Below are 13,776 nucleotides of genomic sequence, written 5' to 3' on the forward strand. Positions count from 1 at the left end.
CTGATGCCTTCGTCTTCCACCCGCTTCTGGGACAAGCCGGTCGAGGCGCTGACCCGCGACGAGTGGGAAGCGCTGTGCGACGGCTGCGGCAAGTGCTGCCTGCACAAGCTGGAAGACGAGGATACTGGCGAGGTCCACCACACCAATGTCGCTTGCCGCCTGCTCGATCTCTCGACCGGGCGCTGCTCCGATTACCGCCACCGCAAGGCGATGGTGCCCGATTGCCTGCGCCTGACGCCGCGGCTGGTGCGCGAAGTGCCGTGGCTGCCATCGACGTGCGCTTACCGGTTGCGCGCCGATGGCAAGCCGCTTCCTTCCTGGCACTATCTTGAGTGCGGAGACCGCGAGGCAGTGCGCCGCGCTGGTCACTCGGTGATCGGCAAGGCGGTGAGCGAAGTGCTCGCCGGACCGCTGGAGGACCATATCGTGCCGGGCGGCATCGGCTTCGGGGCAGAGCGCGCATGATCTCGCTGCCACGCCTGCTGCCACGCGGCCGCACTCCGCGCCCGGCACCACTGCCGCGTACGCTTTCGGTGGCGGGCCGCGAACTGCCCGTCGTGATCCGCCGCCTGCGCACCGCGCGCCGCATCACCTTGCGCCTTGCCCCCGATGGCAGCGAGGCGCGCATTTCGATGCCCGAATGGGGCCGCACCGCCGACGCGCTCCAGTTTGCCCAGCAGCGCCGTGACTGGCTCGCGGCGCAACTGGAACGCATCCCGGCGCCCGTGCAGATCGAGCCGGGCTTCACGCTGACCTTTCGCGGTGAGCCGCTGCGCGTCGAATGGCAGCAGCGCGCCCCGCGCCGTCCGGTCGTGGTGGATGGACAACTTGTCCTCGGCGGCCCGGCAGACGGCATGGAAGGCCGGTTGCGCCGCTGGCTCGAAGCCGAAGCCCTGCGGCTGGCGGAAGCCGACCTTGCCTACTATTGCGACCGTGCGGGCAAGGCGATGCCCAAGCTTGCCCTGTCCCGCGCGCGGCGGCGCTGGGGCAGCTGCAGCAGCCGGGGTGTGATCCGGATCAACTGGCGGCTGGTGATGGCGCCCGATTTCGTGCGCCGCTCGGTCGTGGCGCATGAAGTGGCGCACATGACGCATTTCGACCACAGCCCGGCCTTCCATGTGCATCTGGCCAAGCTTTATGAGGGCCGCATCGAGCAGGCCAACCGCTGGCTGAAGGCGGAAGGCCGCCTGCTCTATCAGCCGTTCGGTTGACTGCCCTTCTTCCGCGTTGGTGCGCCGCCACTGGCGCAGCGCCCCGCCACGTTCTATCTAGGCCCGCATGAAAGAGTTTTTCCGCAACGTCTCCCCGGTGCGCGCCGTCAAGGATCTCTGGCAGATCCTCGGCGCGCCGAGCGAATTCCGCTTCCGCTCGCTTGCGCTGGCGCTCGCTGTCACGTTCGGGATCTTTTCGGTGATGTGGCAGCAAGGCGGTCGCGGTCTGCCCCGTCCGCCCGAAGTGATCTACTTCGAAAGCTGGCGCGCGGATCGCAGCGATGCGGAAATCATCGCCGGCAATATCGAAGCGACCAAGAAGGCCCGCGCGGAAGCCGCCGAGGAAGAAGCCCGCGCCGAGGACGTACGCAAGATGTACAAGGCGGTCGGTGCCGCCACCGGGCTTGATACCGAAGCGATGGACCGGCAGGGCCGCGCCGAGCGTGAAGCGGCCAAGCGCGCTGCCGATGCCCGCAACAAGGCGATTCTCGAGCAGTCACTGGTCAAGCCGGTGGCAACGCCCTCCGCAAAGACGCCCTGAGCACAGTGGCGTTCAGTGATACCGACTGGCTGGACGCCGCTGCTGCACTCGCGGCGCGCGGAAGGCCGCTGAGCCGGCCAAACCCCGCCGTCGGCGCACTGATCGTCAAGCAGGGCCGTGTCATCGGGCGAGGATGGACCCAGCCTGGCGGCCGCCCCCACGCCGAAGCCGAAGCGCTGGTGCAAGCGGGCGCGGCAGCGCGCGGCGCGACAGCCTACGTTACGCTCGAACCTTGCGCGCATGACAGCCAGCGCGGCCCGGCCTGCGCACACCTCCTCCGCGAAGCCGGTTTGGCCCGCGTGGTGATCGGCTGCGAAGACCCTGACCCGCGCACGGCCGGCGCCGGCATCGCCTTGCTGCGGGCTGCGGGGATCGCGGCGAAACTGCTCCCCTCCCCCGCCTCGCTGCGCTCGCTGGAAGGCTACCTCACCCGCGCGCGCCATGGCCGCCCACACACCACGCTCAAGCTCGCCACCTCGCTCGATGGCTGCATCGCGATGGCAGACGGCACCAGCCGGTGGATTACCGGAGCCGAAGCCCGCGCCCACGGCCATGCCATGCGCGCCCGATCCGACGCCATCCTCGTCGGCGGCGAGACGCTGCGCACCGATTCGCCACGGCTCGACGTTCGCCTGCCCGGCCTCGAGACGCGCAGCCCCGCCCGCTGGGTGCTGACGCGCGGAACTGCCCCTGACGGCTGGCAGGCCATCGCCGATCCTGCCGCCAGCTTCAGCGAAACGCAGTACCTCCTGATCGAAGGCGGTGCCGGTGCTGCCGCCGCGTTCCTCGCCGCCGACCGCGTCGACCGCCTGCTGCTGTACCGCGCGCCCATCCTGATCGGTGCGGGCAGGCCCGGCCTCGGCGATATCGGCCTTACCTCCTTGGGCAATGCCCATGGCCGCTGGGCTCTGACGGACCGGCGGCGGCTTGGCAGTGACACGCTCGACGTCTACGACCGCATCCGCTGAAGGAGACCCCCATGTTCACAGGTATCGTGACCGAAGTCGGCCGCATCCGCGCCATTGCCACCAAGGGCGATACGCGCGTGACAATCGCCTGCGCGATGGACCCGGCCAAGATCGCCATCGGCGCCTCGATCGCCTGCTCGGGCGTGTGCCTCACCGTGGTCGACAAGGGCGGCGCGGCGGGAGACAGCTGGTTCGCGGTCGACGTCTCGGGCGAAACGATCCGCCGCACTGCCCCCGCGCAGTGGCACGAGCACGCCGCGCTCAATCTCGAACCCGCACTCAAGCTGGGTGACGAACTCGGCGGCCATATCGTCACCGGCCATGTCGATGCCGTTGGCCATGTCGTCTCGGTCGACCGCATTGGCGGCTCGTGGCACGTCGTCGTCTCGGCGCCGAAAGAACTCGCGCCTTACATCGCCGCCAAGGGCTCGATCACCGTCGATGGCGTCTCGCTGACGGTCAACGACCTGGCCGACCAGCCGGACGGCAGCTGCCACTTCATGCTCAACATCATCCCGCACACGGCGGAAGTGACGACGCTGGGCAGCCTCGCGCCGGGGCGCGAAGTGAACCTCGAGATTGATGTCCTCGCCCGCTACCTCAAGCGGATGCAGAGCCTCGCGGCGGCAGGGTAGGCCGGCAGGCTGATCAGCCTGCCACGTCCTTCAGCGCCGCGACGAACGCCTCGATATTCCCCGTCGTCAGGCCCGCGATGTTCACGCGGCCCGACCCGGCCATGTAAACGCCGTGCTTCTCGCGCAGCGCCATGATTTGCTCGCTCGAAAGCGGCAGCATCGAGAAGAGGCCCTTCTGCGTGCCAAGCGGCGCCATGTTGATCGGCCCGATCTGCTGCGCGGCGGCGAGCCGTTCGCGCACTTCGGCCATGCGCGCGCGCATCGCGGTCAGTTCGTCGATCCACTGCGCGGTGAGCGTGGCATCGCCAAGGATCAGGCGCACTGCCGCAGCGCCGTGGTCGGGCGGCATCGACCAGCTTGCGCGGGCAATCGTCGCGCCATTGGCCATGGTCTTGGCGAGGGCATCGGCATCACCCGTCACCGCGTAGAACGCACCCACACGATCACGGTAGAGCCCGAAGTTCTTGTCGCAGCTGTAGGCCACCAGAGCTTCCGGCACAGCCGCGAGCACCTTGCGCAGGCCAAAGGCATCGGCTTCCATGCCGTCGCCAAGGCCCTGATAGGCAAGGTCGATCAGCGGCAGCACACCCGAAGCGGCCACCAGCTCAGCGATTTCGTCCCACTGCGCATTGGTGTAATCGACGCCCGTCGGGTTGTGGCAGCAGCCGTGAAGCAGCACGACATCGCCCGGCGCGGCATCGGCCAGCGCCGTGCGCAGCGCTTCGAGATCAGCCGTGCCTTCGGCGGTCATGTGCTTGAAGGTCTTGAGTTCGAGGCCGACCGCTGAAACGATCTGCGCGTGGTTGGGCCACGAGGGCGTACCCATGAGGATGCGCTTGGCACCCGCGCGCGCCGCCACTTCCACCGCCAGACGTACTGCGCCAGTGCCGCCAGGGGCCTGCATGCCTTCGACCCGGCTGCGGTCAAAATCGGCACCGAACACATAAGGGATCAGCGCATGGACAAAGCCCATGTCGCCTTCCGGCCCGAGATAGGCCTTGGAATCCTGCGTCTCGAGCAGGATCTTCTCCGCCGCCTTGATCGCGCCGAACACCGGGGTATCGCCTTCGCCAGTGCGATAGACACCCACGCCGAGGTCGATCTTGGTCGGCCGCGGATCGGCATTATGGAGCTTGATCAGCGCAAGCAGCGCGTCGGCGGGCTGGGCGTTCAGGGTCTCGAGCATGGCCGCGCCTTTGCCCCCAAACGGCCCTGCGCACAAGGGGGTGCGGTTCTGCTTAGAAGGGGACCCAGTTCTGCGTCTTGCGGAACTTCATGTAACCGCCGTTGACGCCAAGCCGCAGCCCCGCGCCAAACCGCACCGGGATCAGCACGATGTCGCCGCGCCGCAGATAGCTCACGTTGAACCCACCGACGAAGTAGGCCTGCCCCTCGCCCGCGCCATAGCGGCGGAAGAGGTCCTCGCTGTCATGCAGGTTGTAGACGAGCACGAAGGTGTTCGCCGCATTGGCGCCGAGATCGAAACCCAGGGAGGGTCCCGTCCAGTAGACCGGGCGTTCACCTTCGATCTTGTGATGCAACGTGCCCGAACCATACCGCAGCCCGACAACGACCGCACCGCCCGCCTCGCGCCCGGTGATGTAGGCGTTGGGCCGGCCCTGCTTCTTGAGAATGTCCTGGATCAGCAGCGCAAGACCCTTCGCACCCCGGCCAAACACGCCTTCCGCCGCGCCGATGAGATCGTCCTCACGGTAGGTGGTGCCATCGGCCGCCGTGCCCTGGGATGGCCCGGCTGCAGGCGGAATCGAAGCCGTACCCGGTTTGGCAGGGTCGCTACCGGCCGCCGGCGAGGTAAATGTAGGATCGCCTCCGGTCGTCGTGGCGGCTGGAGCGGGCGGGAGGGGGCCCGGAGCGCTGGCGGGCGGCGTGGATCCCGCAGCCGGCTTCGCGGGCAGATCCCCGTCGATCGCAGAGTTGGGATCGATCTGCTGCACCTGCGCGCTTGCGCCCGACCCCAGCATCAAGCCCAAGGCGGCAAGCCCGATCGCGATGTTCCGGCTCAGCTTCATCACCCGATTTCCCATCCTGCGGCCCGTTGGCGGTTTATGGCCCGGTTTGATGGCCGGACCCATTGTCATGCTATCAGGCCCTCATCTCTCGGCCCGGTACAATGAACCGGCGATGAGCCGAGTCGATTTCGCGCCGAGGCGAATCCGCACCGGCTGCATGATCCCCGCAGGAAGCCCCTTGCCGCACCCCCACTCCCTCGCTATAGCGCGCCCTCGCCGCTGCGATCCGGAGACGTGGGTGAGTGGCTGAAACCAACGGTTTGCTAAACCGTCGTACTGGGATTACCGGTACCGAGGGTTCGAATCCCTCCGTCTCCGCCAGGCTTGCTTCCACAGAGCACCGCAAATATCCAAAAAGCCGCAGAAATGCGGCTTTTTTCGTATTTTCTGCATCCGCGATGTTCTATATATGTTCCCCACTATCCGACACATAGTGTGGGACTGAGTGTGGGTCTGGAAAGGCATGCTGATGGGAAAACTTAGCGCCATTGCAGTCAAAAATCTGAAGGAGCCGGGCCGCTACTCGGACGGGGAGGGCCTTATCCTGAAGCTGGCCGCGCAGGGGCGAGGCAGCTGGGTGCTTAGGGTACAGGCAGATGGCAAACGCAAAGACATCGGGCTTGGCTCCCTTGCAGAATTGGGACTAGCCGATGCTCGCGATTCGGCGCGCGCAATCCGTAAGCAATTGAAGGCCGGTATCGATGTTGTCGCTGAACGTAAGAAGGCGGAGCTGACCATCCCGACATTTCGTGAGGCTGCAAAAATGGTTCACGCCGAGCACAAGGCGGCCTGGAAAAATGGCAAGCACAAGGATCAATGGATCAACACTCTTGAGACCTATGCGTTCCCGGTGATTGGAGACAGCCCAGTTTCAGAGGTGGAAGGACCTGCCATCCGAGATGTACTTGCCAAGATATGGCTAACCAAGCCTGAAACCGCGAGGCGCGTGCGCCAACGGATTGCGGCAGTGCTTGATTGGGCCTGTGCCAAAGGATTTCGGGAAACAGAGGCACCGCTTCGCTCGATCGCCAGAGGTCTTCCGCGTCAGCCGCGCAAGCAGATGCACTTCAGCGCCATGCCATTCCGCGATGTACCTGCGTTCCTTAGCTCACTTCGCGAGCGTCAGTCTGTGGGTCGCCTAGCGCTCGAGATGCTTATCCTCACTGCCGCACGCTCGGGTGAGATCAGAGGCTGTGAATGGAAGGAGATCGATCTTCGCAAACGCCTCTGGAACGTGCCGGCTGATCGAATGAAAGCAGGTGTTTTGCACACGGTGCCGCTTTCTGAAGCGGCGCTGGATGTCTTGAAGCGGGCTAAAGCCATAAAGGCGCCTGCTAGCGATCTTGTCTTCCCAGGCTCCAGCCCCCTGCGGCCCTTGTCCGACATGACTCTATTGAAGGTGCTCAGGGACAAGGATCTCGATGTCACAGTTCATGGATTTCGTTCGTCATTCCGCGATTGGGCTGCCGAAGAGACAAGCTATCCAGGAGAGGTCGCAGAAGCTGCACTCGCACACACAATCCCAAACAAGGTCGAGGCTGCATATCGACGCACTGACTTTTTGGAAAAGCGCAAATTGCTTATGGCGGATTGGGGCGAGTTCTGCTCCTCTCTCTTAATCAGCGGGTCCTAGGTTCGAGCCCTAGTGCGTCCACCATTTTACCCATTTAGATCAATAGCTTACCGGATATCCGCGACAGCCGGATTCTTTGGCGCCCATCGCTAGGTAGCTCTTTAGGTAGCACCCGGGACCAGCTTGGTTCCCAACCTGCTGCTCGCATTGCACCCGCTTGGCAGGACCTAACCTATTGGCCAGCCGCAGCTCATAGATCGATCCGTTAGGCGAAGACTCCACCTCAAGCTGAGAGGAACACCTTCGCTGTGAACGCAAATTGGCATGCCGTGATTGCTGAAGCCGCATTTCCGGATGAAGGGCGCCTGGCGGTGACGATGGCCGGGTGGCCCGTGCTGGTCGTGCGCGACGAGGTCGGCTGCTTCCACGCGCTGAATGATCGCTGCACGCATCAGGCAGCGCGCCTTTCAAGCGGCCGGGTACGCCGTGGCGCGGTGATGTGCCCGCTCCATGGCGCGCGCTTCGAGATCGCGAGCGGCAAGTGCCTCGGCGGGGCATATCCGGACCTGCGCGTCTTTCCTGCGCGCGTGGAGGCGGGCACCATCGAGGTCTGCCTGCCGGATGCCCTGCCCGACCGCGACGAGCTCCCGGCGAACCAAGGACAACCAGAGTAATGGAACGCAACGAGCGGATCGGCCTCGCGGCGCAGCGCATGCGCACCTATGTCGAGCAAGGGCAGACCTTTCGCACCGGCGCGGTGAAGCGCGTACCTGCGCGCAGCTATACGGATCCGGATCAGTGGAAAGCCGAGCTGGAACTGGTGTTCCGCCGCCTGCCGCTGATGCTCGCGTTCACCGCCGAACTGCCGCGGCCGGGCGATTACAAGGCGATGGAGGTCATCGGCCTGCCCGTGCTGATCAACCGCGACAAGGCCGGAGCCGTGCGCGCCTTCCTCAATGTCTGCCCGCACCGCGGCGCGCCGGTGGCAGACGAAGGCCATGGCAATTGCCCGCGCTTCTCCTGCAAGTATCACGGCTGGACTTTCGGCCGGGACGGACGGCTGATCGGCATATCCGATGCCAGCACGTTCGGCATGGTCGACAAGGCCGAACTCGCCCTGCGCGAGCTTCCTGCCGCCGAGCGGGCGGGATTGATCTTCGTCTCGCTCACCCCGGGCGCACCGATGGATCTCGACCGCTTCACCGGCGGTTATCTGGAAGATTTCGAGGCCCTGGGCCTTGCCGAGTGGACCTGGATCGGCAGCCGGCAAATCGAGGGCGCGAACTGGAAAGTCGCCTTTGACGGCTATCTTGAGGGGTACCACTTTGCCGCGTTGCATCCTGATACGATCCTGCCGCGCACACCTTCGAACCGCGCGCATTACGAGAGCTTCGGCCCGCACCTGCGCATCGGCTTTCCGCAGCATCGCATCTCCGAAACGCTGAGCGCCGTGCCGCGCGAGGCCTGGGGCGAGCAGGAGAACAACGGCTTCGACTTTGCGCGGGTGCTGTTTCCCAACGTCTCGATGTTCATCGCGCCCGAGATCACGCAAGTCGCCCAGATCTTTCCGGGGCCGACGCCGGACCGCAACCGCACGGTGCTGACCTACCTGCGCCGCGAACCGATCCGCGACGAAGCGGACCGCGCTGCGACCGAAGCAGCGATGAATTTCTTCCGCGACGTGACCTATACCGAGGACTACCTCATCGGGATGGCGGTGCAGAAAGGCCTGCAGTCCGGCGCGCACGACGAGATGCTGTTCGGCCGCAACGAACCCGGCAACCAGTACTTCCACGAATGGCTCGACTGGTATCTGCAGGATGATCCGGACCTGCCGGAACCGGTGCTGCAGAGAGTGGACTGATGTTGGCGACTAGTGTGCGAAAACAATGCGATAGGCGCGGCGGGTAAACTTCCACGCCCCGTCGATCCGCTTCAGTTCGTCGTCGTAGCGGCCCGTCGTGCGGACCCGCGCGCCGCTTGCGGGATCATCGTAGAGCTCGATCGTATAGGCCACCGCCTTGGCGCTGTCCCCCTCCACCTCGATGGAACCGGGCTGCATGAAGTAGAGCATCGGCTTTGCGCATCCGTCGAGGCCGTAGTGCTTCATCGATTCTGACCAGGCTGTCACGATCGCCGCCTTCCCGTCAAACCCGCCGAGATCGGGATATTCGGGCAGTTCCCAATAGGCATCTTCCGCCCAGATCGATCCCCACAGCTGCGCGTCCCGCGTCATGACGCCGTGCGCGTGGGTATCCATGAGTTCGCGGATGGCAAGACGGTCCTCGACCGGGCCGGTGAAGGGCATGGGGTTTCCTCGCTTGGGCTGAAGGCCTCGGGAAGCATCATGGCGGCAGGCAGGTACGCCCCACCACTCGCACAAAGACGAGTATTTCCGGCGAACCTGCCGGTTATTCAGGCATCCACCTTGTCTGCGTAGATCTGGCGCAGCACGCCATCGGCCAGTGTCTGCACCCGCTGGATCCGGGCGTCACCGAAGACAGGCTGCTGCAGCAACAGGCCCATGTGCAGGACGTTCACGAAATCGCTGGCAAGTTTCATCCTCTCCCAGCGGTCGCGCCACTGTGGGAAGGATTCGATCATCTCGCCTGTCCACACTTCGTCATAGCGGCGCACCGCCGGAGCGAAGAAGGCATCGAGCTCGCGGTCCGTACGCGCCGCGACGGCCAGTTCGAGATAGGCCGCATATTGGCGCGTCTGCACGCTGCGCCAGTGTGCGGCGGCCGCGACCGTGACGACATCGGCTTCGGAGCCACCGGCAATGGCCGCGAGATAATCATCGAGAAACAAGCGCATGCGTTCGTAGAACACGTGTTCGACGACAGCAGCGACAAGATCGACCCGAGTGGGAAAGTGATGGTGAATCGAACCGCGCGATGCCTTGGTCCGCTCCGCGACCGCCTGTGTCGTGAGCCGCGAATATCCCCCCTCGACCAGGCAGTCGATCGCCGCCTCGATCAGCCGCAACCGCGTTCGCGCGCTCTTCTGCTGCTGCCAGCGCGCAGGCTCCTTGCCTTGTCCGCTCGGCAACATCGCATCGAGCATGCGATTCTTCATCGTCGATCCGGTCACGTGTTCTCCGCCACCTCTCCATTGCGCAGCCGATTGGCACAATCGCGTGGATTATGGCCTCCATCAAGCACCAATCCCCCTGTCCAAAGTTTCAGGTTCGGCCAGGCAGAACATAGGTCATAAAACAGGCAACAGCGCCGGTTAATAACGGATACGCCCAGAGCGACCGGTTTCCAGCCTGTCATGTGAGCAGCCAGGCACACTGGCGTGAGGGGAGAAGGATCCATGAAAGCACAATCAACCGCGCGCCTGCTCGCCGGCCTGTCGCTGCTGGCGCTGGGCAGCGCGCCCGCACTGGCGCAGGAAGCGGCAGCCGGTGGCGAAGGCGACAGCGGCATCGCCGAGATCGTCGTGACCGCGCAGAAGAAGGCTGAAAAGATCCAGTCCGTGCCGATCTCCATCGCGGCCGTCGGCGGGGAGACTCTGGCAGCCTACAACGTGACCACGCTGCAGGCGCTGCAGGGCACCGTGCCCAACGTCCAGATCGACAACTTCGCCAACACCCCGAACAACGCGGTCTTCACGATCCGCGGCATCGGCGTGATCGAGCCCGACCCCTATGCCGGCAATACCGTCTCGATCGTGGTCGACGGCGTGCCGCAATTCTTCTCGATGGGCGCGCTGCTCGATACCTATGACACCGGCCGCGTCGAGATCCTGCGCGGACCGCAGGGCACGCTGTTCGGCGCGAACACCACCGGCGGCGTCGTCAACGTCGTCACCAACCAGCCCACCGGCGAGTTCGGCGGCAACATCCGCGCGACCTACGGCAACTGGCACCGCTTCGACGTGAACGGCTCGATCGAGGCGCCGCTGGTCAAGGACAAGCTCAGCCTCAAGGTCTCGGGCATCCACACCGAGCGCAAGGGCTGGGTGACGAACGTCTGGAACGGCGAGGACATGGGCCGCAAGAACGTCAATGCGGTGCGCGGTCAGCTGCTGTTCACGCCCAATCCGGATCTCAGGATAACGCTGCAGGGCGAATATGTCGCCGCCCGCAACGGCGCGCCTGTCGTCGTCAATGGCGGGTTGCCGGGCGAGGCGAACTATGTGCCCGAGGGAACTTTCTGGAACGGCGCCGTGCTGCCGATGTACCGGAGCCCCTGCGCAGTGGCCGGGCAGCCCTGCGTCGCCCCCGACAAGTACTTCTCCGGCAACAACGAAGTGCCGGACAAGTCCGACATGACGACGCGCTTCGGCATCGCCACGATCCAGTATGACAACACCCCGCTGGGGAACCTCACCGCGATAACCGGCTACAAGAACTTCACCTTGTTCGAGTACACCGATCAGGACGGCACCGCGAAGACCAACAACGCCACCCGGCGCCGCACGAATGGCTGGCAATTCAGCCAGGAACTGCGCAGCGCCTTCAACGTGGGGGACAGCTTCAACGCTGTTGCGGGCATGTTCTACCTCAAGACCAACTACAACCACTACCAGATGTACCATCTGGATTTCGCGCTGCCGGGGCTCGTCCAGTTCAACACCCAGGCGCAGACGACCGAATCCTTCTCGGCCTTCCTGCAAACCTACACGAAGCTGGCGGAAGGGCTGAAGTTCTCGGCGGGCCTGCGCTATACGCATGACCGGATCAACGCGCGCTCCACGCTCGATTATGGCGTCAATGCACCTGCGCTGACCTCGGACGACTTTGCCGTCATCCCCGAAATCGCGGTCGGCGGCGTCGTGGTCCAGAAAGGCCGGGACCTGCGGAGCAACCCGCATGACATCGACGTGGGCGGCCGGAAGAGCTGGAACAACGTCGGCTGGAAGGTGGGGCTCGACTACGAGCTTGGCCGCAACCAGCTGATCTATGCCAACTGGGCGCGCGGCTTCAAATCCGGCGGCTTCACCGGCCGCATCGGGGTACCCTCGGACGGCGACACACCCTACAATCCCGAGAAGGTCGATACGTTCGAAGTGGGGCTCAAGGCGGACTTCCTCGACCGTCACCTGCGCATCAACCTGGCCGCCTTCACCACCAGCTATCGCGACATGCAGGTTGCCCAGATCTATTACGATCCGCAGACCAAGGTGCAGGGCAACCGCATCCTCAATGCCGCCGCATCGCGCATTCGCGGCTTTGAACTCGAAGCCCAGGCCGTTCCGGTGGAGGGGCTGACCTTGCGCGGCTCGCTTGCCTTCCTTGACGCAAAGTACAAGGATTTCCTCTATTTCGATCCGGTGAGCGCGACCTATACGCAGCTCAAGGGCTATGATCTGCAGAACGCGCCGCGCTGGGCTTCGACCCTTGGCGCCAACTACACCTACAAGCTTTCCGGCGGATCACGGATCGTGGCCGATGTGAGCTGGCTCTACACCGCGAAGAAGTTCTACACCGCCATCACCGATACGCCGCGCTCGACGGTGCAGCCGACGTACTACCTCGACGCGCTGCTCACCTTCTATGGACCGGACGAGCGCTACTCGATCGGGCTGTGGGGCAAGAACCTCCTCGACAAGCGCTACATCTCCACGGTCTACGATTCCCCCGGTTACACGGGAATCGTCGGCTACGCGCCGCCGCGCCAGTTCGGTGTAAGCGCCGGCTACAAGTTCTAGCAAGCCCTCCTCCCTGCTCCGGTTGGCCGGCCGCGAAGCCGCAGGCCAGCCGGGGCCCTTTTCCGAGGGAACAGTCATGCTCTCCCCGCATGATCTTGCCGCGCGTCACGGCATCCTGAACGCTTTGGCGCGCCACAGCCGCGGCGTGGATCGGGGCGATGCTGCCCTGCTCGGCACAGCCTATCATCCGGATGCCACGGTCGATTACGGCTCCTTCGCGGGCCCCGCCGAGGCCCTTGTCGCCATCCTCGGCGAGGCACAGAAGGCCGCGCCCCCGAGCACCCACCGCACCTCCAACAGCTGGATCAGGGCTTCCGGCGATGCCGCCATCGCCGAATCCTATGTGATCGCCCATGTCGAGGATGCCGGGATCCAGCGGATGGTGCTGGGCCGCTATCTAGACACGCTGGCGCTGCGCGATGGCGGATGGCGCCTCACCCACCGCCGCTATGTGATCGAGGGCAATACCAATCGGCCGAATACCGCGATGCGCGGCGATGGAAGCCTCGATCTGGCGCACTACGTCCCGCAGGGCGGCAAGCAGGCGGCCGACCCGGGCCGCGCGCTGCTGGCCTATCACGCTGCCGAAATCGCCGCCTCGTCCAAGGGAGCCCCTGCCATGACCGAACCGACCGACGCGGCGCTCGCCGATGCTCTTGCACGCGCCGAACTCCACGATCTGTGCATGGCCTATGCGCGCGGCGTCGACCGTGCGGACCGCGCATTGCTCGCGTCGATCTTTAGCGAGGATTCGGTCGTCGTCAGCGGCGCCGTCAATGCCAGCGGAGCCGAATTCGCGCGCAACATCTGCGACTTCGTCGAGGGGGCGCTCACCATGTGCTTCCACTCGGTCGCCAACGAATGGATCGAAGTGCACGGCAATGAGGCACTCGGCGAGCACTATGCTATTGCCCACATGGTCATGGACGGGCGCGACGTGACCACCGGTGGCAGGTACGTCGACCGCTATGTGAAGCGCGGCTGCAAGTGGCTGATCCGCAGCCGCACGTTTGTCTGCGACTGGAACACATCGCATCCCACAACGCTCGAGCGCGGCGGCTTCTATGCCGCGCTCGAAAACTGGGGATGCTTCGGCAAGGCCGACCCCGTCTACGCCCACTGGGCATCGCTGGACGGCAACCACTCTTGAAAGGATCGAC

At 64.8% G+C, this 13,776-nt stretch carries 14 protein-coding genes and 1 tRNA gene; 11 read left to right on the forward strand and 4 right to left on the reverse strand.

Annotated elements, in window-relative coordinates; genetic code table 11:
• Positions 1-3: 3 nt before the first annotated feature.
• From IP83_RS07720 to IP83_RS07740, 5 genes are all read left to right on the forward strand, one after another.
• Entirely contained in the window at positions 4-465 is a 462-nt protein-coding gene (locus IP83_RS07720) for a YcgN family cysteine cluster protein (protein ID WP_054121634.1), read from the forward strand.
• Positions 462-1,211 (forward strand): M48 family metallopeptidase, encoded by a 750-nt coding sequence (locus tag IP83_RS07725; protein ID WP_054121635.1) that lies wholly within the window; start codon positions 462-464, stop codon positions 1,209-1,211. Before IP83_RS07720 ends, IP83_RS07725 begins: the two co-directional genes overlap by 4 nt.
• A gap of 67 nt (positions 1,212-1,278) precedes the next feature.
• Complete coding sequence (locus IP83_RS07730; RefSeq protein WP_054121636.1) at positions 1,279-1,752, forward strand: hypothetical protein; 474 nt, start codon at positions 1,279-1,281, stop codon at positions 1,750-1,752.
• The gene (gene ribD, locus IP83_RS07735; RefSeq protein WP_054121637.1) at positions 1,749-2,720 is read left to right on the forward strand and encodes a bifunctional diaminohydroxyphosphoribosylaminopyrimidine deaminase/5-amino-6-(5-phosphoribosylamino)uracil reductase RibD; all 972 of its coding nucleotides are present in this window, start codon (positions 1,749-1,751) and stop codon (positions 2,718-2,720) included. The genes IP83_RS07730 and ribD overlap by 4 nt, the downstream gene beginning before the upstream one ends.
• Before the next feature lie 11 nt (positions 2,721-2,731).
• Positions 2,732-3,355: a riboflavin synthase gene (locus tag IP83_RS07740; protein WP_054121638.1), complete on the forward strand. Its 624-nt coding sequence runs from the start codon at positions 2,732-2,734 to the stop codon at positions 3,353-3,355.
• Positions 3,356-3,368: 13 nt separating this feature from the next.
• Here IP83_RS07740 and IP83_RS07745 read toward each other — a convergent pair whose 3' ends face one another.
• Together IP83_RS07745 and IP83_RS07750 are read right to left on the reverse strand one after the other, a co-directional pair.
• Positions 3,369-4,541, reverse strand: a complete 1,173-nt coding sequence (locus tag IP83_RS07745) for an amino acid aminotransferase (RefSeq protein WP_054121639.1) — start codon at positions 4,539-4,541, stop codon at positions 3,369-3,371.
• Positions 4,542-4,593: 52 nt separating this feature from the next.
• Positions 4,594-5,385 (reverse strand): DUF1134 domain-containing protein, encoded by a 792-nt coding sequence (locus IP83_RS07750; RefSeq protein WP_197274316.1) that lies wholly within the window; start codon positions 5,383-5,385, stop codon positions 4,594-4,596.
• Positions 5,386-5,613: 228 nt separating this feature from the next.
• On the opposite strand from IP83_RS07750, the gene IP83_RS07755 reads away from it, so the two are divergent.
• From IP83_RS07755 to IP83_RS07770, 4 genes are all read left to right on the forward strand, one after another.
• Positions 5,614-5,706: transfer RNA gene (locus IP83_RS07755), tRNA-Ser, on the forward strand.
• Between the two features lie 142 nt (positions 5,707-5,848).
• Complete coding sequence (locus IP83_RS07760) at positions 5,849-7,018, forward strand: tyrosine-type recombinase/integrase (protein WP_369817005.1); 1,170 nt, start codon at positions 5,849-5,851, stop codon at positions 7,016-7,018.
• Positions 7,019-7,266: 248 nt separating this feature from the next.
• Complete coding sequence (locus tag IP83_RS07765; RefSeq protein ID WP_054121641.1) at positions 7,267-7,632, forward strand: Rieske (2Fe-2S) protein; 366 nt, start codon at positions 7,267-7,269, stop codon at positions 7,630-7,632.
• Positions 7,632-8,822 carry an aromatic ring-hydroxylating dioxygenase subunit alpha gene (locus IP83_RS07770; RefSeq protein ID WP_054121642.1) on the forward strand — a complete coding sequence of 397 codons (1,191 nt, stop codon included), beginning with the start codon at positions 7,632-7,634 and terminating at the stop codon, positions 8,820-8,822. The genes IP83_RS07765 and IP83_RS07770 overlap by 1 nt, the downstream gene beginning before the upstream one ends.
• A gap of 9 nt (positions 8,823-8,831) precedes the next feature.
• Here the strand turns inward: IP83_RS07770 and IP83_RS07775 are convergent, their stop codons facing one another.
• Both IP83_RS07775 and IP83_RS07780 read right to left on the reverse strand, forming a co-directional pair.
• The gene (locus IP83_RS07775) at positions 8,832-9,266 is read right to left on the reverse strand and encodes a nuclear transport factor 2 family protein (protein ID WP_054121643.1); all 435 of its coding nucleotides are present in this window, start codon (positions 9,264-9,266) and stop codon (positions 8,832-8,834) included.
• A gap of 107 nt (positions 9,267-9,373) precedes the next feature.
• The gene (locus tag IP83_RS07780) at positions 9,374-10,036 is read right to left on the reverse strand and encodes a TetR/AcrR family transcriptional regulator (RefSeq protein ID WP_231624958.1); all 663 of its coding nucleotides are present in this window, start codon (positions 10,034-10,036) and stop codon (positions 9,374-9,376) included.
• Positions 10,037-10,276: 240 nt separating this feature from the next.
• Here IP83_RS07780 and IP83_RS07785 point away from each other — a divergent pair, with 240 nt between their 5' ends.
• Positions 10,277-12,616 carry a TonB-dependent receptor gene (locus IP83_RS07785; protein WP_054121645.1) on the forward strand — a complete coding sequence of 780 codons (2,340 nt, stop codon included), beginning with the start codon at positions 10,277-10,279 and terminating at the stop codon, positions 12,614-12,616.
• Between the two features lie 76 nt (positions 12,617-12,692).
• Positions 12,693-13,766, forward strand: coding sequence for a nuclear transport factor 2 family protein (locus tag IP83_RS07790; protein ID WP_054121646.1), 1,074 nt, complete (start codon positions 12,693-12,695; stop codon positions 13,764-13,766).
• Positions 13,767-13,776: the final 10 nt, after the last annotated feature.

The sequence above is a fragment of the Novosphingobium sp. AAP93 genome, from assembly GCF_001296055.1.
Taxonomy (GTDB): Bacteria; Pseudomonadota; Alphaproteobacteria; order Sphingomonadales; family Sphingomonadaceae; genus Novosphingobium.

Bases quoted from the DNA above. Each gene is read 5' to 3' on its own strand.
- IP83_RS07770 (WP_054121642.1), top strand. From the start codon at position 7,632: ATGGAACGCAACGAGCGGATCGGCCTCGCGGCGCAGCGCATGCGCACC.
- IP83_RS07775 (WP_054121643.1), bottom strand. From the start codon at position 9,266: ATGCCCTTCACCGGCCCGGTCGAGGACCGTCTTGCCATCCGCGAACTC.
- IP83_RS07790 (WP_054121646.1), top strand. From the start codon at position 12,693: ATGCTCTCCCCGCATGATCTTGCCGCGCGTCACGGCATCCTGAACGCT.
- IP83_RS07745 (WP_054121639.1), bottom strand. From the start codon at position 4,541: ATGCTCGAGACCCTGAACGCCCAGCCCGCCGACGCGCTGCTTGCGCTG.
- IP83_RS07780 (WP_231624958.1), bottom strand. From the start codon at position 10,036: ATGAAGAATCGCATGCTCGATGCGATGTTGCCGAGCGGACAAGGCAAG.
- IP83_RS07785 (WP_054121645.1), top strand. From the start codon at position 10,277: ATGAAAGCACAATCAACCGCGCGCCTGCTCGCCGGCCTGTCGCTGCTG.
- IP83_RS07720 (WP_054121634.1), top strand. From the start codon at position 4: ATGCCTTCGTCTTCCACCCGCTTCTGGGACAAGCCGGTCGAGGCGCTG.
- IP83_RS07750 (WP_197274316.1), bottom strand. From the start codon at position 5,385: ATGAAGCTGAGCCGGAACATCGCGATCGGGCTTGCCGCCTTGGGCTTG.
- IP83_RS07760 (WP_369817005.1), top strand. From the start codon at position 5,849: ATGCTGATGGGAAAACTTAGCGCCATTGCAGTCAAAAATCTGAAGGAG.
- IP83_RS07725 (WP_054121635.1), top strand. From the start codon at position 462: ATGATCTCGCTGCCACGCCTGCTGCCACGCGGCCGCACTCCGCGCCCG.
- IP83_RS07740 (WP_054121638.1), top strand. From the start codon at position 2,732: ATGTTCACAGGTATCGTGACCGAAGTCGGCCGCATCCGCGCCATTGCC.
- IP83_RS07730 (WP_054121636.1), top strand. From the start codon at position 1,279: ATGAAAGAGTTTTTCCGCAACGTCTCCCCGGTGCGCGCCGTCAAGGAT.